The following is a 25,953-nucleotide window of genomic DNA, read 5'->3' as shown; positions in this document are numbered from 1 at the left end:
CCGGGAGGCCCCATGACGAAACGTGCAGGAATTCTGGTCGCCGTCGGCGCGACCGTCGCCGGTCTGCTGACCGCCGCGCCCGCGCCGGCCGCCGCCACCGCGGCGAGCACGCCGCCCGCTCCGAAACCGAAGTGGACGGACTGTCCCACCGACAGCTATCCGACGCTCCAGTGCGCGAAGGTCAAGGCCCCGCTGGACCACCGCCGCCCGTCGGGCCGTCAGATCACGCTCGCCCTGTCCCGCGTCCCGCACACGGCGAAGACCTTCCAGGGCCCACTGCTGGTCAACCCGGGCGGCCCCGGCGGCAGCGGCCTGTCGATGGCCGGGTTCGTGGCCTCCTCGCTGCCGAAGAAGGTCGCGGCCCAGTACGACGTGATCGGTTTTGACCCGCGCGGGGTCGGCAGGAGCACCCCGGCGCTGAACTGCCTGCCGGGGCACTTCGATCCGGTGCGCCCCGTCACGGTGCCGGACTCCGCCCGCTCGGAGCGGATCAACCGCGACCGGGCGGAGTCCTTCGCGCGGGCCTGTGGCGAGAAGCACGGCGACGTGCTGCCGTACATGGACACGGTCAGCGCCGCCAAGGACCTCGACGTGATCCGCCGGGCGCTCGGCTCCCGGCAGATCAACTACTTCGGCTACTCCTACGGCACCTACCTCGGCGCGGTCTACGCCAAGCTGTACCCGGAGCGCGTGCGCCGTCTGGTCCTGGACTCGGTCGTCGACCCGGACGACGTCTGGTACGAGGGCAACCTCGGCCAGAACCACGCCTTCGACGACCGCCACAAGGCCTTCGCCGCCTGGGTGGCGAAGAACGACGCCGCGTACGGCCTGGGCACCGACCCGGCCGGGGTCGAGGCCGCCTGGTACCGGATGCGGGCGGACGTGGCGCGGGAGCCGGCGGGCGGCACGGTGGGCGCCGGCGAGCTGGAGGACACCTTCATCCCCGGCGGTTACTACAACGGCTACTGGCCCTACCTCGCCGAAGCGTTCGCCGCGTACACGAAGAACCGGGACGCCGAGGCGCTGGTAGAGGTGTACGAGAACTTCGGCGCGACCGACGCGAGCGGCGACAACGGCTACTCGGTCTACACGGCCGTCCAGTGCCGCGACGCCGGCTGGCCCGAGCACTGGAGCACCTGGCGCAACGACAGCCGCCGGATCCACAAGAAGGCGCCGTTCATGACCTGGAACAACACCTGGTACAACGCGCCGTGCGCGAGCTGGCCGGTGGCGCCGCTGGAGCCGGTCCCGGTGAACAACCGTCAGCTGCCCCCGGCGCTCATCCTCCAGGCCACGGACGACGCGGCGACCCCGTACGGCGGCGCGGTCAGCATGCACCGCAAGCTCAAGGGCTCCAGCCTCGTCGTGGAGGAGGGCGGCGGCAATCACGGCATCGCGCTGAGCGGCAACGACTGCCTGGACGAGCACCTGGCGGCGTACCTCACCGACGGCACCGTCCCGCGCGGCCGGGGCGAGGTGGACGCGGTCTGCGCCGCCCTCCCGGACCCGAAGCCGCTGCCGGCCGAGAAGGCGGCGGCCCAGTCGGTGGACAACAGCAGGGGCAGCCGACTGCACGGCCTGCTGGGCTTCCGCCGCTGAGCGGCGCGGACCGCCCGCTCGCCCGGCGAGACCCGGGTGCGCGTGCGGTCGCCGCCCGCCCGCTCACTCCCCCGGCAACCGGCTGAGCGCCTCCGCCGCGGCCGTGCCGAGGCGCGGGTGCGGCAGGGCCGCCGTGAGGACCGGGCGGGCCTGTTCGTCGGCGAGGCGGCCGAGGCCCTCGACGCAGGCGAGGGCGACGCGCCAGTGCGGATCGCCGGGGGCCAGCAGGCGCTGGAGGGTGACGACCAGGGCGGGGACCGATTCGGGGGCCCGCAGGTCGGTCAGCAGACGCACCGGGTGCAGGGCATAGGCGGTCCGCAGGGCGTTGGTGGCGAGGGCCGCGGCCGCCCTCGGGGTGCGGGGGTCGTCCAGCCGGGCCAGGGCGTGGGCGGCCGAGACGCAGCGTTCGGGGTCGCGGTGGTTGAGCAGGAGCACCAGCGCCTCGAAGGCCCGCCGGTCGCCCGCGCAGCCGAGCCGGAAGGCGGCTATCTCGCGGGCCCACAAGGGGCGGTGCGGCTCCACGAGGACCCTGGCCAGCTCCTCGGGGTCCTCGGCGGCGACCAGCCGGGCGTACTGCGGCGAGCCGGCCGCCTCGGGTTCCAGCCGGTCCATGAGTGAACGGAACTCCTCATCCATGACGCTCAGCGTATCGACGAGCACGCTCCGTACGGGACGGCATCGGGGAGTTCCTGTGGTCTGGAGTTGCTGTGGTCCAGCGCACAAGGATCCAGGGGTGGCGCGCTCGTTACTCGCCAGTTACTCTCATCTGAGCGGGACACACTCCCCGCAGGCTCCGGTGGCCTGGTGACGCAGCCATCCGGAGAGCTTGTCGGTTCGGCTTTTTCGTGCGACGCGACCCCGGGACAGGGTCCGTCACCCCCACGGCCGGGCGCGCTCCCCGCGCGTCGGCCCCGTGCTCCACGACACGCAGCTTCCGTACGCCACGCGCCGCTCCCTCATCGCCGCGCGTTCCGTGCTCCCCCAGTCGTCACTCACCCTGGAGTCCCCTGATGGACACCTCTCTCTCCACCATCGCCGTCGTCGGCCTCGGCACCATGGGCACCGGCATCGCCGAGGTCCTGGCCCTGGCGGGCCGCGAGGTCATCGGCATCGACATCAGCGAGGCGGCCGCCCTCGGGGCCGTCGCCTCCCTCGAAGCGTCCACCGCGCGGGCCGTGGGCCGCGGCCGGATCACCGAGCAGGAGCGGACCGACGCGCTGGCCCGGTTCCGCACGTCCGACGATCTGCGCACCGCCGCCGATGCCGAGCTGGTCATCGAGGTGGTGCCCGAGACGTACGAGATCAAGCAGCAGGTGTTCCGGGAGCTCGACGCGGTCGTCTCCCCCACCGCGATCCTCGCCACCGGCACCAACGCCCTGTCGGTGACCCGGCTGGCCGCCGAGTCCCAGCACCCCGAGCGCGTTCTCGGACTGCACTTCTTCAACCCGGCGCCCGCGATGAAGCTGGTCGAGGTGGTCTCCTCGGTGCTGACCGCGCCACCCGCCGTCGAGGCCGTCACCGCACTGGCCCGGGAGCTGGGCAAGGAACCCGTCGCGGTCGGCGACCGGCCCGGGTTCGTCGCGGACGGGCTGCTCTTCGGCTACCTCAACCAGGCCGCCGCGATGTACGAGGCGAACTACGCCTCCCGCGAGGACATCGACGCCGCTATGAAGCTGGGCTGCGGGCTGCCGATGGGGCCCCTCGCGCTGCTGGACCTGATCGGCGTCGACACCGCGCGCACCGTCCTGGAGGCCATGTACGCCGAGTCCCACGACCGGCTGCACGCCCCGGCCCCCGTCCTCGGCCAGCTCAGCAGCGCGGGCCTGACCGGCCGCAAGGCGGGGCGCGGCTTCTACACGTACGACGCCCCGGGCGGCCAGGACGTGGTGCCCGACGCGCTGACCCCGGCGGCGGACGCCGTCTCCGGGGCCGGGCGCGCGGTGGCGTCCGTCGGCGTCGCGGGCTCCGGGACGATGGCCTCCGGGATCGCGGAGGTCTTCGCGAAGGCCGGATACGCCGTGGTGCTGGCCGCCAGGTCCCAGGAGAAGGCCGCCGTCGCCAGGGGCCGGATCGCGAAGTCGCTGGAGCGTTCGGTGGCCAAGGGGCGGCTCACCGCCGAGGCCCGGGACGAGACGCTGGCGCGGATCACGGCCGCCGGTTCGCTGGACGCGTTCGCCGAGGTCGACCTCGCCGTCGAGGCGGTCGCCGAGGACCTGGAGATCAAGCGGCAGCTGTTCGCCGCGCTGGACAAGGTCTGCCGGCCGGGCGCGGTGCTCGCCACCACCACCTCCTCGCTGCCTGTCGTCGCCATCGCCCGGGCGACCGCGCGCCCCGAGGACGTGATCGGGATGCACTTCTTCAACCCGGCGCCCGCGATGAAGCTGGTCGAGGTGGTCCGTACCGTCCTGACCGCCGACGATGTGCACGCCACGGTCCGCGCGGTGTGCGCGAAGATCCGCAAGCACCCGGTGGACTGCGGGGACAGGGCCGGGTTCATCGTGAACGCGCTGCTGTTCCCGTACCTCAACAACGCGATCAAGATGGTCGAGCAGCACTACGCCTCGCTGGACGACATCGACGCGGCGATGAAGCTGGGCGGCGGCTACCCGATGGGCCCGTTCGAACTGCTCGACGTGGTCGGCCTGGACGTCTCGCTGGCCATCGAGAAGGTGCTGCACAAGGAGTTCCGCGATCCGGGCCTGGCCCCCGCGCCTCTGCTGGAGCACCTGGTCGCCGCGGGGTGCCTCGGCCGCAAGACGGGGCGCGGCTTCCGCGAATATGCCCGTCGCTGACCCGGGAGCCGGGTGGGGCGGACTGCTGGGACCCTCCGGCGGTCCGCCCCCGCAGGCGCGCTCTCCTGCACCGATGCGTTACGTTCATGCCATGTCCCAGCCCGCCAAGTCACCCCGTGCCACCGCCGCGACCGACGTCCCGGAGACCACCACCGCGGGGACGCGCGCCGCCGCCCAACGGCTCAAGATGCGCCGTGAACTGGCCGCCGCCGCGATGGAGCTCTTCGCGACGAAGGGCTACGAGGCGACCACCGTCGACGAGATCGCGGGTGCCGCGGGTGTCGCCAGGCGGACCTTTTTCCGCCACTTCCGCTCCAAGGAAGAGGCCATCTTCCCGGACCACGACGACACCCTCGTCAGGGCCGAGGCCGTTCTGAACGCCGCCCCCGCGCACGAGCACCCGCTCGACACCGTCTGCCGCGGCATCAAGGAAGTCATGAAGATGTACGCGGCCAAACCCGCCGTCTCCGTGGCCCGCTACAAACTGACCCGTGAGGTGCCGACCCTCCGGGAGGCCGAGATCGCGTCGGTGGCCCGCTACGAGCGGCTGTTCACCCGCTACCTCCTGGGCCACTTCGACGAGCGCGACCACCACGTGGGCAACGACGACCCGCTGCTCGCGGAGGTCGCCGCGTCCGCCGTGGTCACCGCGCACAACCATGTGCTGCGCCGCTGGCTGCGGGCGGGCGGACAGGGCGATGTGGAGGCCCAGCTCGACCGCGCCTTCGCCATCGTGCGCGACACCTTCGGCACGGGCATCGGAGCGGGCCGGACCGCCGGAGCGGAGCCCGAGCGCGCCCCGTCCGCGACGGTGGCCGCGGACGGCGAGGTGCTCGTGGCGGTGGCGCGCACGGACGCCCCCCTCGACGAGGTCATGCGGACGATCCAGCAGGCGCTCAAGGGCCGCTGAGCCAGGCATCCTGCCCGGCGGGGGCCGCCGCCGCCTCCCAGGGCGGTGGTGCGCCGCCCTCGCTCCAGGCGGCCAGCTCCTCGGGGCCGCAGCAGAGGATGGCGCACTGCTCCGCGTAGTCGAGCGCGGGCTCGGTGAAGCCCCCGGTGGAGACGACGAGCGCGACATCCCCCTCGTGGACGGCGTAGCAGGTGCCGCCGAAGCGCTGGAGCTCCTCGGAGCCGACCCGGTTGTCCGGCCCGTAGCGCTTGCACTGAACGACCAGGCGGCGGCCGTCCGGGGTGGTGGCCAGGACGTCGGCGCCCAGGTCGCCGGCGCCGCCCACCACCTCGGCGTCGGCGCAGCCGTCGCGCCGGCAGAGTTCGGCCACGGCCTCCTCGAAGGCGTACGGGTCCAGTTGCGCGTAGTCGACGGGCCGGGCGGGCTCCGGGAGGTCACGGCGGGCCTCCGCGCGGGCCGCTTCCGCGGCGTCCAGCTCCGCGAGACCCGCATCGACGATCCCGTACGCGGCATCCGTGACGGTCTCCGCGACCCGGCGCGCCCGACGACGGCGGCGGAACACCACGAAGGCGGCGGCGAGGACCAGGGCGACCAGAAGCACGGCGACGACCGGGTGGCGGCCGGCGCTCCGCCAGGCCGCCCGCAGGGCCAGACCGCCGCCCGCGAGGACCACGGCGAGCAGGACGAAGCCGAAGGTGGTGCGCCGGAGGTCGAAGGGAGCGCCACCCTGCCGGTCGCTCCTTCTGCGTATCGGTATCCCCATCGGTGCCCCACCCCTGCTCTCTGCCGCTTCAAGATCACTTGGTCTCCTGCACCTGCCCCGAGCTGGGCTTTCGACGCGTCCGGGAACACCGGTCGTGCGATCCCGGCCGAAATCCACTGGTTCGCCGATCGCCGCTGTGCTGAGGTGCGCGGATGCGCCCCATGGAGACACGTGACCTGTTCGACCGCCAGATGCGCCGGCACGCCCGCCCGGACGGGCCCGGCGTACGCGTGGAGCGGGCCGGGCCCCTGGTGCGCCAGGTCGGCGGCCCGGACGACTGGAACGGGATCGTCTGGTCGGACCCGGAGCTGGACGCCGCGGGGGCCGACGTGGCGATCAGGGCCCAGATCGGGCACTACACGGCTCTCGGCCACGGGGAGTTCGAGTGGAAGCTCTACTCCCATGACCGGCCGGCCGACCTGGGCGATCGGCTGCGGGCGGCCGGATTCGCCCCCGAGCCGCCGGAGACGCTGCTGGTCGCGCCGGTCGAGGCACTGGCCTCCCTGCCCGGGGCCGGGCTGCCCGAGGGCGTCGTCCTGCGCCCGGTGACCGACGCGGCCGGGGCCGAGCTGATGGCGCTGGCCCACGAGCGGGCGTTCGGCACGGACGCGGGCCGGCTGCGCCACCAGGTGCTGACGCGGCTGGAGCGGGCTCCGGACGACTTCGTGGCCCTGGTGGCGATGGCCGGCGGGGAGCCGGTCAGCTCGGCCCGCATGGAGCTGTACCCGGGCACGGGCTTTGCCGGGCTCTGGGGAGGCGGAACGGTCGCCGAGTGGCGCGGCAGGGGCCTGTACCGGGCCCTGGTCTCCCACCGGGCCGCCGTGGCCGCCGAGCGCGGCTACCGCTACCTCCAGGTCGACGCGACGGACATGTCGGCCCCGATCCTGGTCCGGCTCGGCTTCACGGCGCTCGGCACGACGACGCCGTATGTGTACCGCCCGGCCGGGTAACCGCCTGCCAGCAGGACAGAACGTCTCGTAACGCCCATCGTGTTGCTCATGCGTGCCCACGAGATGACAAGTGAGAGAAATTGTTGGCACTGGGTGCCTTGTCAGGTGTCACGGAGTGCCATACGTTGAAGGTGTCCGGGCGGCCGGCGTGCTGAGACCTCACACGTACGCCGGCTGTCCCCGCAACCACCGTGCTGCGCGCCCGGACGCCTGCGTCACAGGCACCCTTCTGCTCCACCGAGCAAAGCCGAGCTCCACCCGCCGAACCGACGGCAAACACCTCCACACACCGCATCCCCCTGCCAGCAGGGCCCCTCAAGCGTTCCCTCGACGCCGCATCACCGGAGGCAACACCGTGAAGGAAATCCTGGACGCGATCCAATCCGAGGACAGCACCGCCGCGGACTTCGCGGCCCTGTCCCTCCCCGAGTCCTACCGCGCGATCACCGTGCACAAGGACGAGGCGGAGATGTTCGCGGGGCTCGAATCCCGCGACAAGGACCCGCGCAAGTCCATCCACCTGGACGACGTGCCGGTCCCCGAACTCGGCCCCGGCGAGGCCCTCGTCGCCGTGATGGCCAGTTCGGTGAACTACAACTCCGTCTGGACCTCGATCTTCGAGCCGGTGTCGACGTTCAGCTTCCTGGAGCGGTACGGAAAGCTCAGCGAGCTCACCAAGCGCCATGACCTGCCGTACCACGTCATCGGCTCCGACCTGGCGGGCGTCGTCCTGCGCACCGGGCCCGGCGTGAACGCCTGGAACCCGGGCGACGAGGTCGTCGCCCACTGTCTCTCCGTCGAGCTGGAGTCCTCCGACGGCCACAACGACACGATGCTCGACCCCGAGCAGCGGATCTGGGGCTTCGAGACGAACTTCGGCGGCCTCGCCGAGATCGCGCTCGTCAAGTCCAACCAGCTGATGCCCAAGCCCCAGCACCTCAGCTGGGAGGAGGCCGCCGCCCCGGGCCTGGTCAACTCCACCGCGTACCGCCAGCTCGTCTCACGCAACGGCGCGGGCATGAAGCAGGGCGACAACGTGCTGATCTGGGGCGCCAGCGGCGGACTCGGCTCCTACGCCACCCAGTTCGCCCTGGCCGGCGGCGCCAACCCGATCTGCGTCGTCTCCAGCCCGGAGAAGGCCGACATCTGCCGTGCCATGGGCGCCGAGGCGGTCATCGACCGCAACGCCGAGGGCTACACGTTCTGGAAGGACGAGCACACCCAGGACCCCAAGGAATGGAAGCGCTTCGGCAAGCGCATCCGCGAGTACACCGGCGGCGAGGACATCGACATCGTCTTCGAGCACCCCGGCCGCGAGACCTTCGGCGCGAGCGTCTACGTCACCCGCAAGGGCGGCACCATCACCACCTGCGCCTCCACCTCCGGCTACATGCACGAGTACGACAACCGCTACCTGTGGATGTCCCTCAAGCGGATCATCGGCTCCCACTTCGCCAACTACCGCGAGGCCTGGGAGGCCAACCGCCTCATCGCCAAGGGCAAGATCCACCCGACGCTCTCCAAGGTCTACTCCCTCCAGGACACCGGCCAGGCCGCGTACGACGTCCACCGCAACCTGCACCAGGGCAAGGTCGGCGTCCTCGCCCTGGCCCCCCGCGAGGGCCTGGGCGTGCGCGACCAGGACATGCGCGAGCAGCACATCGACGCCATCAACCGCTTCCGCAACGTCTGAGGTTCTGCGATGAACGAACGTCAGAAGGACCGGCCCTGGCTCATGCGGACGTACGCCGGTCACTCGACCGCCGAGGCGTCCAACGCGCTGTACCGCCGCAACCTCGCCAAGGGGCAGACGGGTCTCTCGGTCGCCTTCGATCTGCCCACGCAGACCGGATACGACCCGGACCACATCCTCGCCCGCGGCGAGGTGGGCCGTGTCGGTGTTCCCGTCTCGCACCTCGGTGACATGCGGCGGCTGTTCCAGGACATCCCCCTGGAGCAGATGAACACCTCGATGACGATCAACGCGACCGCCATGTGGCTGCTGGCGCTCTACCAGGTGGTCGCGGAGGAGCAGGGGGCCGACCCCGACAGGCTCCAGGGGACCACGCAGAACGACATCGTGAAGGAGTACCTCTCGCGCGGGACGCACGTCTTCCCGCCGGTGCCCTCGCTGCGGCTGACCACGGACATGATCACGTACACGGTCGACCGCATCCCCAAGTGGAACCCGATCAACATCTGCAGCTACCACCTCCAGGAGGCGGGGGCCACCCCGGTCCAGGAGATCGCGTACGCCATGTCGACCGCCATCGCGGTGCTCGACGCGGTCCGCGCCTCGGGCCAGGTGCCCGAGGAGACGTTCGGGGACGTGGTCGCCCGCATCTCGTTCTTCGTGAACGCGGGCGTCCGCTTCATCGAGGAGATGTGCAAGATGCGCGCCTTCGGCCGCATCTGGGACCGCGTCACCCGCGAGCGGTACGGCATCGCCGACCCCAGGCAGCGCCGTTTCCGCTACGGCGTCCAGGTCAACTCCCTCGGGCTGACCGAGGCGCAGCCGGAGAACAACGTCCAGCGCATCGTCCTGGAGATGCTGGCCGTCACCCTCTCCAAGGACGCCCGCGCCCGCGCCGTACAGCTGCCGGCCTGGAACGAGGCGCTGGGGCTGCCCCGGCCCTGGGACCAGCAGTGGTCGCTGCGGATCCAGCAGGTGCTGGCGCACGAGAGCGATCTGCTGGAGTACGAGGACATCTTCGCCGGTTCGCACGTCATCGAGGCCAAGGTGGACTCGCTGGTCGAGGAGTCGCTGGCGGAGATCGACCGGATCCAGCAGATGGGCGGCGCGATGGCGGCCGTCGAGTCCGGCTACCTCAAGTCGGAGCTGGTCGCCTCGCACGCGGCGCGACGGGCCCGGATCGAGGGCGGCGAGGAGAAGATCGTCGGCGTCAACATCTACGAGTCCACCGAGCCCAGCCCGCTCACCGCCGACCTCGACGGCGCGATCATGACGGTCGACCCCGAGAACGAGGCCCGCGTCGTGGCCGCCCTGCACGAGTGGCGGGACAACCGCGACGAGACGCGCGCCTCCGAGGCGCTGGCCGCGCTGAAGAAGGCCGCGGCCGGCACCGAGAACATGATGGAGGCCACCGTCGAGTGCGCCCGCGCCGGTGTCACCACCGGCGAGTGGTCCTGGGCGCTGCGAGACGTCTTCGGCGAGTTCCGCGCGCCGACCGGGGTCTCCTCGGCCCCGGTGGCGGTCACCGCCGAGCCGGGCAGCACGCTCGCCCTGGTCCGCGAGAAGGTCACCCGCACCTCCGCCGACCTGGGCGTGGGGCGGCTGCGGCTGCTGGTCGGCAAGCCGGGCCTGGACGGGCACTCCAACGGGGCCGAGCAGATCGCCGTACGGGCCAGGGACGCCGGGTTCGAGGTGGTCTACCAGGGCATCCGGCTGACTCCCGAGCAGATCACCGACGCGGCGGTCGCCGAGGACGTGCACTGCGTGGGCCTGTCGATCCTCTCCGGCTCGCACGCCGAGCTGGTGCCCGACGTCCTGCACCGGCTGCGCGAGGCCGGGGCCCCGGACATCCCGGTGATCGCGGGCGGCATCATCCCGCCGGCCGACGCCGCCGCACTCGTCGAAGCCGGTGTGGCCGCCGTCTTCACCCCGAAGGACTTCGGCATCACCGAGATCATCGGCCGTATCGTCGACGAGATCCGGAAAGCGAACAAGCTCGACCCTCTGGAGGTCCCCGCATGACCACGCCTACCCCGTCCGTGAACCGGCTGCGCCCCCGCCGCTCGTGTCTGGCCGTTCCGGGCTCGAACCCGCGCTTCCTGGAGAAGGCCCAGGGTCTACCGGCGGACCAGGTCTTCCTGGACCTGGAGGACGCCTGCGCGCCGCTCGCCAAGGAGGGCGCGCGCCACACCATCGTGGACGCGCTCAACAACGGTGACTGGAGCGGCAAGACCCGGGTCGTGCGGGTCAACGACTGGACGACGCACTGGACGTACCGGGACGTCATCACGGTCGTCGAGGGCGCGGGGCCGAACCTCGACTGCATCATGCTGCCGAAGGTCCAGGACGCCCAGCAGGTCGTGGCGCTGGACCTGCTGCTGACCCAGATCGAGAAGACGATGGGCTTCGAGGTCGGGAGGATCGGCATCGAGGCGCAGATCGAGAACGCCAAGGGCCTGGTGAACATCGACGACATCGCCGCCGCCTCGCCCCGCCTGGAGACGCTGATCTTCGGCCCGGCCGACTTCATGGCCTCGATCAACATGAAGACGCTGGTCGTCGGCCAGCAGCCGCCCGGCTACCCGGCGGACGCCTACCACTACATCCTGATGCGCATCCTGATGGCGGCCCGCAGCCACGACCTCCAGGCGATCGACGGCCCCTTCCTCCAGATCCGTGACGTGGACGCCTACCGCGAGGTGGCGGGCCGCGCCGCCGCCCTCGGCTTCGACGGCAAGTGGGTGCTGCACCCGGGTCAGGTCGACGCGGCGAACGAGGTGTTCTCGCCCTCGCAGGAGGACTACGACCACGCCGAGCTGATCCTCGACGCCTACGACTGGTGCACCTCCGAGGAAGGCGGCAAGAAGGGCTCCGCGATGCTCGGCGACGAGATGATCGACGAGGCCAGCCGCAAGATGGCGCTGGTGATCGCGGGCAAGGGCCGGGCCGCCGGAATGCGGCGCACCTCCAAGTTCGAAGCCCCGGAGGCCTGATCATGCAGTTCGGACGCACCTTTGAGGAGTTCGAGGTCGGTGCTGTCTACAAGCACTGGCCCGGAAAAACGGTCACGGAATACGACGACCACCTCTTCTGTCTGCTGACCATGAATCACCACCCGCTGCACATGGACAGCAACTACGCGGAGAGCACGACCGACTTCGGGAAGAACGTGGTCGTCGGCAACTACGTCTACTCGCTGCTGCTCGGCATGTCGGTGCCCGACGTCTCCGGAAAGGCCATCGCCAACCTGGAGGTCGAATCGCTGAAGCACATCGCGCCGACCTTCCACGGCGACACGATCTACGGCGAGACGACCGTGCTGGACAAGACGCCGTCGAAGTCCAAGAACGACCGCGGCATCGTGTACGTGGAGACCAGGGGCTACAAGCAGGACGGCACCGTCGTCTGCGTGTTCCGGCGCAAGGTGATGGTCCCCACCGAGACGTACATCAAGGAGCGGGGCGGCGAGCAGCCCGGCCGTCCGACGCCCGCCAAGTAACCGTGTGAAGCCTTGAGACCATCCGCGTGAAGCCACAGGAGAAGCAGCCATGACGCGACTCGCCCAGACCGCCGGTCTGAACGACATCCAGCGGGAAATCCTCGCCACGGTCCGGGATTTCGTCGACAAGGAGATCATTCCGGTCGCGACCCGGCTGGAGCACCGCGACGAGTACCCCACGGAGATCGTCGAGGGGCTGAAGGAACTCGGCCTGTTCGGGCTGATGATCCCCGAGGAGTACGGGGGGCTGGGTGAGTCGCTGCTCACCTACGCGCTGTGCGTGGAGGAGATCGCGCGCGGCTGGATGAGCGTCTCGGGCATCATCAACACGCATTTCATCGTGGCCTACATGCTCAAGCAGCACGGCACCCAGGAGCAGAAGGACACCTTCCTGCCGCGGATGGCGCTGGGCGAGGTGCGCGGTGCCTTCTCGATGTCGGAGCCGGCGCTCGGCTCGGATGTCTCGGCGATCTCGTCGAAGGGTGTGAAGGACGGCGACGAATACGTTCTCAACGGCCAGAAGATGTGGCTGACGAACGGCGGAACATCGAATCTGGTGGCCGTACTCTGCCGAAGTGACGAAGGCCACCCGGAGGGCACCGCGCCCCACAAGTCGATGACGACCTTCCTCATCGAGAAGGAGCCCGGATTCGGTGAGGTCAAGCCCGGCCTGACCATCCCCGGAAAGATCGACAAGATGGGCTACAAGGGCGTCGACACGACCGAGCTCATCATGGACGACCTGCGCGTTCCGGCCAATCGTGTCCTCGGGGGCACGACCGGCCGAGGGTTTTACCAAATGATGGACGGCGTCGAGGTCGGCCGGGTGAATGTCGCCGCGCGTGGTTGCGGTGTCGCACAACGTGCGTTCGAGCTGGGTGTTTCGTACGCACAGCAGCGTCACACCTTCGGCAAACCGATCGCCCAGCACCAGGCGATCCAGTTCAAACTGGCTGAAATGGCCACCAAGGTCGAAGCCGCTCATGCGATGATGGTGAACGCGGCACGCAAAAAGGACTCCGGGGAACGAAACGACCTGGAGGCAGGGATGGCGAAGTACCTCGCCTCCGAGTACTGCAAGGAAGTCGTCGAGGACGCCTTCCGTATCCACGGCGGTTACGGCTTCTCCAAGGAGTACGAGATCGAGCGCCTCTACCGTGAGGCACCGATGCTGCTGATCGGTGAAGGTACCGCCGAGATCCAGAAAATGATCATTGGCCGGCGCCTCTTGGAGGAGTACCGATTCCAGGGCTGATTGTCCCTTTCGAGGTGATTTGGTGGCGAAGAACATCACACCGGGTCACCCTCGGCGGGTGCCTTTCCGCCGTCCGACTCGGCTGCTGGCTTGCCCAGTTGCACCCGGCAACCGATAGCATCGCCGGAAAGCCGCCGTCCCCCGTTGCCAGCGCGGCATCATCCGCTACGAAGGTCATTCATGCCCGACAGCACTTCCTCCGCATCCCGCGGCGGGGTCCGCATCGCCCGCGGAGCATCGCCGTGGCTCCTGCCGACCGTCGCCACCGCAGCCCTCAGCCTGGCCCGCGCCCGCAAGTCGGGGCGCTGGGCAGCAGTGGCCGTGCCCACCACCGCGCTCGCGGCGGGCATGCTGTGGTTCTTCCGTGACCCCGAGCGCGAGATCACTGACGGCCGGGTCATCTCCCCGGCCGACGGTGTGGTGCAGAGCATCATGCCGTGGAAGGACGGGCGCACCCGCGTCGCGATCTTCATGAGCCCGCTCAACGTCCACGTCAACCGCGCTCCGCTGGCGGGCACCGTGACGTCGGTCGAGCACATCCCGGGCGGCTTCGTTCCGGCGTTCAACAAGGAGAGCGAGAACAACGAGCGCGTTGTCTGGCACTTCGACACCGAGCTCGGCGACATCGAGATGGTGCAGATCGCGGGAGCGGTCGCCCGTCGGATCGTGCCGTACCTCCCCGAGGGCACGAAGGTGGAGCAGGGCGAGCGCATCGGCCTGATCCGCTTCGGCTCACGCGTGGACATCTACCTCCCGGAGGGTATCGATGTCGCGGTCGAGGTCGGTCAGGCCACCACCGCGGGGGTGACTCGAATTGACCGTGATTGATCCTGATACCAAGGCCGGCTGGGTGCCGGAGACCGACGACGAGAACGACGTCGACGGCGCGGAGGACATGCCGCTCTCCATGCGGCTGTCGATAGCGGACACGCTCACGCTCGGTAACGCGACGTGCGGATTCATGGCGGTGTACTTCACCACCACGGGCATTCTGATCCCGCACCTCACGGGCAGCGACGAGACGGGCATGGCCCGGCACTCGGCCGCCACCGCCGTGATCCTCATGCTGATGGCCGCGATCTTCGACCTGTTCGACGGTCTCGTGGCGCGCAAGCTGCGCTCCTCGCCGATGGGCGCCGAGCTGGACAACCTCTCGGACCTCATCAGCTTCGGGCTCGCACCGGCCTACTTCGTGCTCGTGTACGGCATGGTCGCCGACGACGCCCATCAGCGGGTGTCGGCACTGGCGGCGATCGTCGTGCTGCTGGCGGTGGTGCTCAGGCTTGCGAGATTCTCCTGCGTGACGCTGAAGGACGGCATGTTCCAGGGCATGCCGAGCCCCTTCGGAGCGCTGACGGTCGTCTCGATCGTGCTCCTGGAGCTGCCCTTCCCGCCCACCCTGCTGGCGATCGTCGGTGTGGCGTGGCTGATGGTGAGCCGGGTGGAGTACCCCAAGCCGCGGGGTGTCCTCGCGGTGGCGATGCTCGGCTGGATCGTGGCCGCGATGGGGCTGCTCGCCGCGTGGGCGTTCGACGCGCCCGGCGGTCAGCTGCTGCTCCAGACCGGCTGCGCGCTCCAGGTGGTGCTCGGCGCGGTGATCCCGCTGTTCGCCACGGCGCGACGGGTCAACACGTTCCGTGACAACCGGCGCGAGGCGCGGGCGGCTCAGCTGCCGTAGCGGCGGACAGGAAACAGGGCGAGGGCCCCGGATGCTCCCCGGCATCCGGGGCCCTCGTGCGTTCCCGGCGCGCTGGGGCGTTCCAGGCGCCCTCGGGCGTTCCCGGCGCGCTTGTGCGTTCCCGGTGCGCTCGGGCGTTCCGGCGCGCCCGGGTGCTCGTACGGTCCCCCGGCGTCCGCGTCACTCGTCGTCGCGGGGCTCCAGGCTCCAGATCAGCTCGGCGCGCAGCGGGCCCGTCCGGGACAGGACCGCTCCGTGGACGGGGGCGAGCGCGGCGAGCTGGGAGGCGTGGCACAAAACCGCCTCGCGCTTGGCCGCCCACTGCTCGTCGGAGAGCACCAGCTCGTGGCGGACGGTGAGCCGGTGGGTGCGGTTCAGCTCCTGGTAGGCGGGCCCCCAGTCCTCGCTCGCGGCCAGTGCCTCGCCCGCTCCGGGGGCACCCCATTCCGGGAGGTGTCCGGTGTAGGGCAGGTCGGCGTACACCCAGGGCTCGGGGGCCCCGGCCGCGGCGAGGACGCGCTGGGTGCGCAGCCGGACCGCCTCGTGGTCCCGCTGGTTGGTGGCGAGCGGTACGAGCACCCGGGTGCCGGGGGCCAGCGAGCGCAGCAGGGGGTCGAGGCCGGCGGGCTCGTCGCCCTCGCCGACGTACGGGCCGTCGGGGTGGTCGACGAGGACCTGCTCGGCCCCGAGGAGCTCGCAGGAGCGGGCGTCCTCGGCCCGGCGTGCACGGTACGCCTCGACGGGCGAGCTGAACCCGCAGAGGGCGTCCCACTCCGAGACCGGGAGGCCGGGGGCCGGGGAGCCGCCGTGAACGGTGACCACCGCGAGGGGGCCGGGCAGGGCGGGCAGCAGTCCGGCGAGGGAGAGGGCGGCGTCGTCGAAGTGCGGTGAGATGACGACGGTGCGCCAGGGCGGGCGTACGGCGATGGGCACGGTTCCTCCGGAGGGGTTGCGGGCGGCTCTGCCGGCGGGTGGTCGGGGCGCCGGGGTGCGGGTGGTCAGGGCCCCGGGGTGCGGCGGGGGATGTCCAGCGGGGCCAGGGCGGTGTCCCAGGCGGCGTCGTCGCCCTCCCAGCGGCCCGGGCTGAGGGCGGCCGTCCCCCACAGGACGCCGGGAGGGAGTGCGTCGGCGTTCTCCGGGGGCGTACGGCGCAGCCACAGCAGGTCGAAGTCGTGGTCCGGGTAGCGGGTGCGCAGCAACCGGTGGAGGTCGGCCAGTGCGGGGGCGCCGCTCTCGTCGAACGCGTCCTGGTGGACGTACAGGACCCGCGACGCGGAGGCGGTCAGGGCCCGCCAGCGGTGGGCGAGATGGGCGAACTTGGCCCGGACCGCCGGATACTGCTCGGCGATGAGCGCCGGCGTCAGCGGGGTGCCCTCCGGGGCGTGGAACTCGTGGAAGAAGCGGATGTTCGAGCCCCGGTCCCGCACGCAGGCGCCGTCGCTGAACGGTTCGCCCGTTCCGGGGCGGAGGACGTTGGCGAAGTCGGCCTCGATGGTCTCCCGCACGGCGACGAGGTCGAGGTCGAGCCAGTCGAAGAAGTGGGCCCGCTCGACGCCGGTGATCCGGCGGAGCTGGTAGGTCGACTCGCAGTGGTAGCCGAGCCCGACGCAGGCGTCGTACATCGCGGACTCCGTCAGACGCCGGTGCGCCGCAGCAGGACGCCGATGCTGCCACGCTTGCTCAGATAGGCGCGGCCGCCGCAGACGGCTTCCAGCGCCGGGGCGACCAGCGGCGTCTCGTCGGCCTTCTCCCAGTGCGGGGTGTGCTCCAGCCAGGGGGTCAGCCGGGCGGCGAGCGTCTCCGGTTCCAGGGCGACGAAGACCAGGTCGGTGGGGAGGCGGTCGAGCAGGGCGAGATCCTGGCCGTAGTACAGCATCTCGATCAGGAGGTAGGCCGCGCCCGGGAGTTCCGGGCGGGCGGCCAGGTCCTCCAGGGACTCCGCGTGGAGGTGCGCGGTGTCCCCGGCGTGGGCGGACAGCCGGTGGCGGAGACCGGGTTGGGTTCGGTCGCGTGGACGGTGAAGCCCTTGTCCACGAGCCGGGTGGTGAGGGCCCCCTCGCAGGCCCCGACCTCGACGAGGGGGCCGCTGCCGGGCGGACGGTGTCCGGCGATCCAGGCGACGGTGGCGTCCAGCCGCTCCGCCTCGTAGGCGGACGTGGCGAATTCCCAGGGGTCGGGCACCGCGGCGGCGTCCTCGTCGAGGCTGGCGAGGAGCGCGAACAGTCGCTCACGTTCGTCGGGTCCGGCCGCGAAGAAGCGTTCGCTGGCGTGGACCCGCCCGGTCCGGACGACGTGCTCCTCCGAGACGGTGCGCAGCAGGTGCCCGCAGTGCCGGTTGACGAAGCCGAGCTTGGCCGCGACCGCGGCCCGGTCCAGGGGGCGGTCCAGGTCGCTGATGAACTGGAGGTAGGGCGAGTGGCCGACGGCATGCAGGACGGGCCGTTCGCCGACGGCGTCGGCGGCGTCCCGGCCGAGGCGGCCGCGGCTGCGCCGGGTGTCGGCGGGCGAGTGGGTCCAGAGGCGGGCCGGGCCGCCCTGGGCGGCGGCCTCGACTAGGGCCGCCAGGGCCTCGGATCCGGGCGAGGCGGCGTGCTCGTCGACCGGCCCGACCAGTGGGGCCAGGGCGTCGAGCCGTTCGGCGAGCGGCCGTCCCGCGGGGAGCACCAGGCGCTCGCCGGTGTCGCCGCACAGGACGTGGACCTCGTTCTCCTGGCCGCCGAGCACGGAAAGGAAGTCCAGAGCGGCGTCCTCGGCCCTGAGTACCGCCACGATGTCGATCACGGATGGATCCCCTCAGCAGGACTCGGCAGGGCAGGTTCGGAAGCTGGGCGGACCCGGCCCGAAGGTGTCGAGTCCGCAATGAGCTAACCACCGGCATTCCGCGTGGTCCAGACCAATTTTCCGCCGATCACGAGGCCCCCGAGAGCGCTCGCGCGGCGGCCGGACCTCCCCTGCCGCCGCGCCGGAACCTGATTCCCGCTCGCATCGACGGTCGAGTTCCGGCCATCACCGGCCGGCCTTCATGGATGGACGGCCGGGAGGGCTGAGCGCGGCGCACGCGCACGCGCCGCGCCCCTCTTCATGAGCTCATCTCGCACCTGCCGCCTCGTCGCCGTTCACCGGCCGTAGGCGTCGGCCTGGAGGGTGAACATCTCGTGGTAGACGCCCGCACGTGCCATGAGGGCATCGTGGGTGCCGGTTTCGATGACCCGGCCCCGGCCGAGCACGACAATGTGCTGAGCCAGCCGGACGGTGGAGAAGCGGTGGGAGACGAAGAGGGTCACGGCCCCGTTGGCCGTGCCGACGGTGGCCGAGTTGGCGGCGAACCGTTCGAAGAGCGCGTGCTCCGCGGCCGCGTCCAGCGCGGCCGCCGGCTCGTCCAGGAGCAGCAGCAGGGGGTCGGTGCGCATCAGGGCGCGGGCGAGGCCCAGGGACTGCCACTGCCCGCCGGAGAGCTCCGAGCCGTCTCCGTAGGTGTGCCCGAGGAGGCTGTCGAGGCCGTCCGGCAGCGTGGACACCAGGGGGCGTGACCGTGCCGCGTCCAGGGCCTGCCAGAGCTGGTCGTCGTCCTCCATGGCGTCGAGCCGGCCGACGCCGACGTTCTCCCGCAGGCGCAGCTCCAGCCGGGCGAAGTCCTGGAAGAGGGTGGCGACCCGGGCCTGCCACTGCTCGCGGGGGAGCTCCCGGAGATCGACCCCGTCGACGAGGATGCGGCCGGAGGTCGGGCGGTAGAGGCCGCAGATGAGCTTGACGAGGGTGCTCTTGCCCGCGCCGTTCTCACCGACCAGAGCCACGGTGGAACCGGCCGGGATGGCCAAGGACACGTTGTCCAGGATCAGCCGGTCCGTACCGGGATAGGTGAACGAGACGCCCTCCAGCCGGATTTCACCGCGCAGCACCGCCGGAAGCGATGCACCAGGCCTCACCTGCTCGGGCGCCGACGGCGAGAGCGAGCGCAGGCGGGCGATCAGCTCGACCACCCGGCCGGCGTTCTGCAACTTGCCGAGCAGCCCCAGAGTGGTCGCGACCTGGGCCCCGACCTGGACCGAGAGCGTGAGGGTCAGAACCACCTGTCCGATGCCGACCTCACCGCTGACCGCCCCTCGCACGACCAGCCAAATGGCCACGCCGTAGGCTGCGGCGAAACCGACCTGGCCGGAGGCCCGCAGCAGCGCGCTGCGGAACTGCGCTGTGGTCAGGTGGTCGGAGACGGTGCGCCACGCTCGCCGGTGCCGCTCCACCACCGCGTCCTGGACGCCGAAGAGCCGGATCTCCTTGGCGGAGGTGGCCGTGGTGCCCAGGTCCACCAGATGGCGGGCCAGTTGGAGGTGGGAGGCGGTCGCGGTCCGGGCGTCGTCCACGATCCGCTGGGCCCGGGTGCTGGCGAGCACCGCGGGTACGGCCGCCAGCGGCAGCAGCGCCAGCCAGGGATCGACGCTCGCGAGTACGGCGGCGGTCAGCAGGCCCTGCAACAGGGCGCTGCCCAGGAGCAGTGCCGCCTCCAGCGCGGCCCGCACCTGCAGCAGCCGGTCGGTCACCATCGCCAGCGTCTCGCTGAACCGGGGGTCGTCGTGGACCTCGATCCCCGGGCTGCCGTTGACGATGCCCGCGACCTCCTCGGTGAGGGCGAGTTGTTCGAGCTGGCCCAGTTCGTAGTAGGTGAGGTGGGCGAAGTGCGTCATGGTCAGGTCGAAGACCAGGACCAGGGCGATGCCGATGGAGAGGGTGACGGCGTGGGCGGTCTGCCCGGAGAGCGCGGCCTCGGAGAAGGCGCCGAGCAGAATGGCCGCCACCGGCGCGGACAGATGACCGACCGCCAGCAGCACCACGGAGACGACCAGACGGCGGCGGCTGGTGCGCCATCCGAGAGCCAGCAGGTAGGAGGCGGACGTCCAGATACTTCTCATGGGGTGCTCTCTGTCTCTTCCTGCTCGTCCTCGTCGTGGAATCGCTGGGCCTGCAGTCGGAACAGCTCCGCGTACCGGCCGCCGGCCCGCATGAGTGAGTCGTGAGTGCCCTGTTCCCGTACCCGGCCGTGCTCGACGACCACGATCCGGTCCGCGTGCCGCACGGTCGAGAAACGGTGCGAGATGATGACGCTGGTGACGCCCCGGGCCCCGGCTGTGGCCAGGAAATCGTCGAAGAACCGCACCTCGCCCCGGACGTCCAGCTGCGCGGTCGGCTCGTCCAGGACCAGTACCGAGGCGCCGCCACGGACTGCCAGCAGGGCCCGGGCCAGCGCTATCCGCTGCCACTGACCACCGGAGAGGTCGCGCCCGCCGGAGTAGTGCCGGGACAGAGGTGTGCGCAGGCCCTCGGGCAGACTCCGCACGATGTCTCCGGCCCCGGCGCTCTCGGCCGCGGCGAGCACGGCCTCCTCGTCGTGGAGGAGGTGAGGTGCGCCGAGGCCGATGTTCTCCTGAGCCGGCAGTTCGTAGCGCAGGTAGTCCTGGAAGATGACCGCGATCCGGCGCTGCCACGCTTCCGGGGCGCAGTCGGCCAGGTCGGCGCCGTCGACCAGGATGCGGCCCCGGGTCGGTTCGTAGAGCCGGGCCAGCAGCTTGACCAGCGTGGTCTTGCCGGCTCCGTTGAGGCCGACGATGGCGGTGCACTTGCCGACGGGGATCTCCAGGTCGAGCCCGTCGAGTACCGCCGGAGCCCCCTCCTGGTAGGAGAAGGAGACCTTCTCGAAGGAGATCAGTTGCTTCGGCCCGGGTGCGGGGGCGTCGGAGTCGGGCGTCCGGTGTGAGGGGCGCCCCGACACCTCCTCCACTCGCTCCAGCCGTTCGAGAGCGTGGAAGGAGTTCAGCCCGAACTGGGTCTGCACGTCGCACTCCGGGAAGGCCACTCCGAAGCGCATGGTGATCAGGACCGCCTGGAGACCGATGCCCAGCTCCAGCAGGCTGACGCGGCCCTGCGAGGTCTGGGACGCCAGCAGGCCCAGCACGGTCGATCCGCCGAGGAAGCCGACGGCTGCCAGGGCGACGAACGGCCAGAACTGCAGGCGCCGGCTTCCGTCCCACAGCGGCTGGAGCTCGGCCATGGTCTCCTTGCGGAGCCGGGCGCCCACCCACGGCATCAGGTGCAGCATCCGGATCTCCTTGGCCGCCCGCTGCCCGGTCGCCAGCTCTCTCATGTAGCCGGTCCGGCGGCGGTGCCGGGTCAGCGAGTCCCAGAGCGCCGCGTACCGCCCCAACGTGCCGCGCACACCGAATCTGACGGCCAACGAGGTCACCGTGGCGACGGCGGCGGCGAGCGGGCTGAGCACGTACCCGACGAGCACGATCGCCGTCGCCAGCTGGCAGTAGCGGGCGAGGAGCAGCGGCAGAGCGGCTGCCGCTTCGCCGGGTGTGGGAACCGCGCGGGCGAAGGCCGCGCGCGCGTCGGCGATCAGGTCGGCGTGGGAGGGGTTCTCCAGGACGGAGAAGGGTGCGCGGCGCAGCGTCACTGCGAGGAGCCGCCCGATGCAGTGCTCATCGACCCGGCGTGCGACGGTCTCCGCCCATACCGCCTGGAAGGGCGAAAGGAACTGCTGCAACGCGAAGGCGCCCGCCACCAGGAACAGGACGGTGAAGGCCGTGGCGGGCAGCCCCGAGCCGGCCTCGGCGAGGCCGGGTACCCGGCCGAGCAGCACACTCGTGGCGACGATGAACACTCCGGGGAGGATTCCGAGCACCACGTTCAACAGCACGGATCCGACCATGGCCGGGGTTCCCGCTCGCGGCAGCAGACGGGCGATGTCGATCCAACGGCGCGCTCGTCCGCGGATGGCTGCGACGACGTCCGGCGGCCGGATCAGGGACGACAGCACGGGGATTCTCCTTCGGAAGAGAGACAGGGCCGGCCCGGCGGAGCCTGGGGCCGGGGCCCCTGCGGCTGGGGCTTCACCGGCGGTGGCCGGCGGGGCCGTCGGGCAGCCCTCCCGGCGGGGTGATCAGGTAGCGGCTCGGCGCCACGGCGGCCGGAAAGGCCGGGAGGGCCGCGACCACGGCGCGGTGCAGCTCATCCGGGTCGGCCGAGGGATCGTCACACGCGACGTGGGCCGTGAGCGCGGGCCCGTCCGCCCCCTCCGCCACGACCACCTCGGACGGCCACTTCGGCAGTGCCGCTGCCAGTACCGCCCGCACGTCCGCGAGCCGGACCCAGCAGTGGTCCACCAGCAGCCAGTCCGAGCCGCGCACCGGGGCGACGGGACCGTGCGTCCCGAGGAGTTCCCGCAGCTCGCCGACCGGCCTGTCCGCGTCGGCCACACCCACGGCGACACGCTCGATGCCGCGCAGCAGGTGTTCGACGGACGCGCTGGGCAGGTACGCGGTGTCGACCATCGCGTACACGTGGTCGCAGTCGCCGACCGTTCGCGTGTGGAAGAAGAACTTGGCGTCCTGCCGCTCCCACTCACCGACCCAGGCCGTCCGGGTCGTCGAGGAGAGGGCTTCGAGATCAACTTCGGGCCGCACGCGGGGTTCCCGCCCGCCGGTGATGTCGCGGGTGTCGTTGAAGAACACCGAGAGGTCCACGTGGACGCCACGCTCGTGGGAGACGCGGGCCGTCACCGCGTCCCGCTCGGCGGGGTCGCACTGGCTGCGCAGCAGGTTGCCCATCGTCACCCGGCCGACCGAGCCCACGAGCTCGGCGAAGGCCACGTCCTCGATCTCGATCGGCACGACGCCGTTGCTCAGCGTGTTGCTGACCAGCCGCTCCAGGCCGGGAAAGGCACGGTTGCCCAGTACGGTCTTGAACACCGCGGTCCGGTGGCCCGTGGCGGTCGCGAGCACCAGCGCGACGGTGGCCAGCAGCACGGTCGAGGTGCTGGCGTTCTCGCGGTCGGCAATGCGTCGCAGCGCTTCGGTGAGGGCCGGTGAGCGCATCTCCATCCGGCGATAGCGGTAGGGGTCGGGTTCGGACTCTGGGCCCGGGAACATCGTCTGCGGGATCGACCGGAGCTGCTTCTCCAGGCGGCGCAGAGCGTTCCCCGAGAGCCGTCGGCCGGCCGGGGAGTTCTCGTGAGCGGCCCGGTCCAGCGGCTGCGCGGGCGGCTGCCCCGGGAGATCCCGGGGGGAGGTTCCCGCCAGCAGTTCCGTCAGCTCCTCGGCGAGCACTCCGGCCGCTCCGGCGTCGGCGAAGACGTGCGAGAGGACCAGGGTGACCCGCACGGGTTCCCCGCCGACGGAGACGACACCGGGCCGCACCGGCCATTCGTCGGCCAGGTGGAAGGACCGGCCGAACAGCTCGGCCCGGCAGTCGGCGGCGACCTCGTCGACCTTCTCCCGAGCCGCCTCCGCCAGCAGCACGTCGATCGTTCCCGAGGCCGCGACCTCCTGGCGCGGTTCGCCGTCGGAAGCGACGACGACCCTGCTCCGCAACGCCTCGTGGCGGTGGACCAGCTGCCGCAGGCAGTCCAGGACCTCGGCGAGCCGGCGCCCCGGCGGAACCGGAACGGAGACGGTCATGTTGAAGTAGTAGTCCTTCTCCCCCATCCAACGGCAGTCGTTCCACAGCAGCCGTTGCCCCCACATCAGGGGGCCGGGCGGCCTGGCGGAGGCCGAGAAGTCGATCACGGCTGCCGAACGCGTTCCGTCGGCCGTGTATTTGAGCGGGTCACCGTAGCCGTCACGGCCGTCCCACGTACCCATCTCCACATGGGCGTTGAACGGCTGCTCCGCGTTGTCACGCATCGGGGGACGCGGGTGGTCCAGGTGCAGCAGCGGTTCATCGCGGTAGCGCCGGAAGTCGCCGCTCCGACTCAGCCTGCGGGTGATGTCCTCGTCCTCGCCACCCCAGCCCTCGAAGCGCTCGTCGAAGCCGCCGACGTCGTCGTACGCGTCGCCGCGCACCCACAGGGCGCCGCCCGGCGGCTCGCGCAGCAGGACGCCGCGCAGCACGTCCAACGGCACCTCGGCATCACCGGCGGAGCAGCGTCGGGTGATCGCCTCGGCCGTCGACGGGCCGTCGAGGGAGAGGGACCGGTCGCAGCAGACGTGCGCGGTGTGGCCGTCGTCGAGGAACCGTCGGACGTTGCGGCGGACGAAGGAGCGGTCGACCAGGATGTCCGCGTCCAGGACGCAGACGCAGACCCGGGCGGGCTCGGCGGCCCCGGCGGCCCCGGCGGCCCCGGCGGCCACGCCGACGTTGACCGCCCAGGACTTGTTGAACCGTCCGTCGTGGCCGGCGAACACATAGGAGTCGACCAGCGGTTCGACCAGTTCCCGCCAACGCGGCCGGTCGTCGGTCTCGACGACTGTCACCCGGAGCGGTCCGGCCTCGTAGTCCTGGTCGCGCAGGGCGATCAGACAGGCCAGCAGGTTACGGGCGCGCCCGCCGCCGGTACGGTCACGGAACGGGATGACCACATGTACCTGGCGGCCCTCGGCCGCCGGCGGCTCCGTCCGGGGCCGGACCAGGGCGCGCACCTCCTCCAGCCCGAGCGGTTTCGTGTCCCCCGAGTGCCGGTCGCCGAGGTGGTGGTCGAGCCAGATGTTCCTGTCCGCTGCGCCGGCCAGTGCGCTCAGCCGCGCCTGCCGGGCCGGCCGCCGGCGCAGCGCCCCTGCCAGGTGTTCGGCGAGCTCCCGGTGGCTCTCCGGGGCGTGGGGGGCGGCGGTCAGCACCGTATGCGCCCGCGCGCCGTCCGGGTCGTCGGCCAGCAGGCCGCGCACCGCGTCGTCGACCGCGGCGTAGTCGGCGCGGCTCATCTCCCAGTAGCCGGCCGTGGCGGCCGGCACCGCCGGGTCGTGGGCGAGCACCGCGTAGTCGGCGAGGCGACGCGCCAGCGCGCGTACGGCATCCGTGGTCTTGGTGGTCTCCGGCCTCATGACAGGTCACCGGTCCGTTCGAGCATGGTCCGGAGGTCGTCGGCGGTGAGCCACTGGCTGTTCTGGTCGGAACAGTAGGAGAACCCGCTCGGTACCGGCACGGCATCGGCGGGCGGCCGGTAGTTCCAGGCACCGCCGTGGGTGGGCTGCACGATGTACCGGTTGCCCAGCCGGACCACGTTGGAGGCGTCGTCCGGATGGATCATCTCCTCGTGGAGCTTCTCGCCGGGACGCAGCCCCACCTCATGCATGAGGGCGTCCGGCACGACGGCCTCCGCCAGGTCGACGATCCTCATGCTGGGTATGCGCGGTACGAACAGCTCGCCGCCCCGCATCAGGTCGAGGGAGTCCACGACGAAGCTGATCGCCTCGTCGAGACCGAGCCAGAAGCGGGTCATCCGCTTGTCCGTGATGGGCAGGGACTTTCCGGCGCGCCCCCGCTCAAGGAAGAACGGGACCACGGAGCCCCTGCTCCCGAGGACGTTCCCGTACCGCACCACCGCGAACCGGGTGCTCTCGTGGGCCGTCTGGAGGTTCGCCGCGATGAACAGTTTGTCCGCGACGAGTTTGGTGGCGCCGTACAGGTTGATCGGCCGGCAGGCCTTGTCGGTGGAGAGCGCCACGACCTTCCGCACGCCCGTCCGGATCGCGGCGTCGACCACGTTCTGCGAGCCGAGGACGTTGGTGTGGACGAACTCCGAGGGGTTGGACTCCCCGGTGTCCACCTGTTTCAGGGCGGCGGCGTGGACGACGTGGTCCACACCGCGCATCGCGGAGACGAGTCTCTCCCGGTCGCGTATGTCGCCGATGACCCATCGCACCCGGGGGTCGTCGTCGAAGTGGCGGCGGGCCTCGTACTGCTTGAGTTCGTCCCGCGAGTAGGCCACGATGCGTGCCGGACGGTGGTGGTCCAGGACGTGCCTGATGAGCGCCCTTCCGAAGGAGCCGGTGGCCCCGGTGACCATCAGGGTGGAACCCTGGAGCGTCTGCAAAATACTCAACTCC

19 protein-coding genes and 1 pseudogene are annotated in these 25,953 nt (G+C 71.2%); 11 read left to right on the top strand and 9 right to left on the bottom strand.

Annotation, left to right across the window (positions count from 1 at the left end):
• Positions 1-12: 12 nt before the first annotated feature.
• A complete protein-coding gene (locus tag ACH4KB_RS23775) occupies positions 13-1,599 on the top strand; it encodes an alpha/beta hydrolase (RefSeq protein WP_398067904.1) in 1,587 nt (528 codons plus the stop codon).
• Between the two features lie 63 nt (positions 1,600-1,662).
• Here ACH4KB_RS23775 and ACH4KB_RS23770 read toward each other — a convergent pair whose 3' ends face one another.
• Entirely contained in the window at positions 1,663-2,235 is a 573-nt protein-coding gene (locus ACH4KB_RS23770) for an adenylosuccinate lyase (RefSeq protein ID WP_398067903.1), read from the bottom strand.
• A 374-nt stretch (positions 2,236-2,609) separates the two neighbouring features.
• Between ACH4KB_RS23770 and ACH4KB_RS23765 the strand changes: the two genes are divergently transcribed.
• Both ACH4KB_RS23765 and ACH4KB_RS23760 read left to right on the top strand, forming a co-directional pair.
• On the top strand, positions 2,610-4,391 hold the full coding sequence (locus ACH4KB_RS23765) for a 3-hydroxyacyl-CoA dehydrogenase family protein (RefSeq protein WP_398067902.1): 1,782 nt from the start codon (positions 2,610-2,612) through the stop codon (positions 4,389-4,391).
• 91 nt (positions 4,392-4,482) lie between these two features.
• On the top strand, positions 4,483-5,301 hold the full coding sequence (locus ACH4KB_RS23760; protein ID WP_398067901.1) for a TetR family transcriptional regulator: 819 nt from the start codon (positions 4,483-4,485) through the stop codon (positions 5,299-5,301).
• Here the strand turns inward: ACH4KB_RS23760 and ACH4KB_RS23755 are convergent.
• Positions 5,288-6,064: a restriction endonuclease gene (locus ACH4KB_RS23755; RefSeq protein ID WP_398067900.1), complete on the bottom strand. Its 777-nt coding sequence runs from the start codon at positions 6,062-6,064 to the stop codon at positions 5,288-5,290. The two genes, ACH4KB_RS23760 and ACH4KB_RS23755, sit on opposite strands and share 14 nt — an antisense overlap.
• Positions 6,065-6,216: 152 nt before the next feature.
• On the opposite strand from ACH4KB_RS23755, the gene ACH4KB_RS23750 reads away from it, so the two are divergent.
• The 8 genes from ACH4KB_RS23750 to pssA all read left to right on the top strand — a co-directional run bounded on the left by ACH4KB_RS23750 (position 6,217) and on the right by pssA (position 15,139).
• Positions 6,217-7,014: a GNAT family N-acetyltransferase gene (locus ACH4KB_RS23750; protein ID WP_398067899.1), complete on the top strand. Its 798-nt coding sequence runs from the start codon at positions 6,217-6,219 to the stop codon at positions 7,012-7,014.
• A 355-nt stretch (positions 7,015-7,369) separates the two neighbouring features.
• Complete coding sequence (gene ccrA / locus ACH4KB_RS23745) at positions 7,370-8,707, top strand: crotonyl-CoA carboxylase/reductase (protein WP_398067898.1); 1,338 nt, start codon at positions 7,370-7,372, stop codon at positions 8,705-8,707.
• A 9-nt stretch (positions 8,708-8,716) separates the two neighbouring features.
• Positions 8,717-10,729 (top strand): protein meaA, encoded by a 2,013-nt coding sequence (locus ACH4KB_RS23740; protein WP_398067897.1) that lies wholly within the window; start codon positions 8,717-8,719, stop codon positions 10,727-10,729.
• The gene (locus ACH4KB_RS23735) at positions 10,726-11,700 is read left to right on the top strand and encodes an HpcH/HpaI aldolase/citrate lyase family protein (RefSeq protein WP_398067896.1); all 975 of its coding nucleotides are present in this window, start codon (positions 10,726-10,728) and stop codon (positions 11,698-11,700) included. Before ACH4KB_RS23740 ends, ACH4KB_RS23735 begins: the two co-directional genes overlap by 4 nt.
• 2 nt (positions 11,701-11,702) lie before the next feature.
• Entirely contained in the window at positions 11,703-12,206 is a 504-nt protein-coding gene (locus ACH4KB_RS23730; RefSeq protein WP_398067895.1) for a MaoC family dehydratase, read from the top strand.
• 49 nt (positions 12,207-12,255) lie between these two features.
• Positions 12,256-13,461 carry an acyl-CoA dehydrogenase family protein gene (locus ACH4KB_RS23725; RefSeq protein WP_398067894.1) on the top strand — a complete coding sequence of 402 codons (1,206 nt, stop codon included), beginning with the start codon at positions 12,256-12,258 and terminating at the stop codon, positions 13,459-13,461.
• 180 nt (positions 13,462-13,641) lie between these two features.
• Entirely contained in the window at positions 13,642-14,289 is a 648-nt protein-coding gene (locus ACH4KB_RS23720) for a phosphatidylserine decarboxylase (protein WP_003965076.1), read from the top strand.
• Complete coding sequence (gene pssA / locus ACH4KB_RS23715; protein WP_398067893.1) at positions 14,276-15,139, top strand: CDP-diacylglycerol--serine O-phosphatidyltransferase; 864 nt, start codon at positions 14,276-14,278, stop codon at positions 15,137-15,139. The genes ACH4KB_RS23720 and pssA overlap by 14 nt, the downstream gene beginning before the upstream one ends.
• 180 nt (positions 15,140-15,319) lie before the next feature.
• On the opposite strand, the gene ACH4KB_RS23710 is transcribed toward pssA, so the two are convergent.
• The 7 genes and pseudogenes from ACH4KB_RS23710 to pseB all read right to left on the bottom strand — a co-directional run bounded on the left by ACH4KB_RS23710 (position 15,320) and on the right by pseB (position 25,940).
• Positions 15,320-16,072, bottom strand: coding sequence for a PIG-L deacetylase family protein (locus ACH4KB_RS23710; protein WP_398067892.1), 753 nt, complete (start codon positions 16,070-16,072; stop codon positions 15,320-15,322).
• A 65-nt stretch (positions 16,073-16,137) separates the two neighbouring features.
• Entirely contained in the window at positions 16,138-16,761 is a 624-nt protein-coding gene (locus ACH4KB_RS23705) for a papain-like cysteine peptidase (protein WP_398067891.1), read from the bottom strand.
• An 11-nt stretch (positions 16,762-16,772) separates the two neighbouring features.
• Positions 16,773-17,920: pseudogene (locus ACH4KB_RS23700) on the bottom strand (hypothetical protein).
• Between the two features lie 335 nt (positions 17,921-18,255).
• Positions 18,256-20,046, bottom strand: a complete 1,791-nt coding sequence (locus tag ACH4KB_RS23695; protein WP_398067890.1) for an ABC transporter ATP-binding protein — start codon at positions 20,044-20,046, stop codon at positions 18,256-18,258.
• Complete coding sequence (locus ACH4KB_RS23690; RefSeq protein WP_398067889.1) at positions 20,043-21,950, bottom strand: ABC transporter ATP-binding protein; 1,908 nt, start codon at positions 21,948-21,950, stop codon at positions 20,043-20,045. Before ACH4KB_RS23690 ends, ACH4KB_RS23695 begins: the two co-directional genes overlap by 4 nt.
• A gap of 73 nt (positions 21,951-22,023) precedes the next feature.
• Entirely contained in the window at positions 22,024-24,948 is a 2,925-nt protein-coding gene (locus ACH4KB_RS23685; protein WP_398067888.1) for a condensation domain-containing protein, read from the bottom strand.
• Positions 24,945-25,940 carry a UDP-N-acetylglucosamine 4,6-dehydratase (inverting) gene (gene pseB, locus ACH4KB_RS23680; protein WP_398067887.1) on the bottom strand — a complete coding sequence of 332 codons (996 nt, stop codon included), beginning with the start codon at positions 25,938-25,940 and terminating at the stop codon, positions 24,945-24,947. The genes ACH4KB_RS23685 and pseB overlap by 4 nt, the downstream gene beginning before the upstream one ends.
• Positions 25,941-25,953 lie beyond the last annotated feature (13 nt).

The sequence above is a fragment of the Streptomyces sp. NPDC017520 genome (genome assembly GCF_044329855.1).
Taxonomy (GTDB): domain Bacteria; phylum Actinomycetota; class Actinomycetes; order Streptomycetales; family Streptomycetaceae; genus Streptomyces.
Note: the sequence above shows the minus strand (reverse complement) of the source record. Positions and strands in the feature narration are given on the sequence as shown.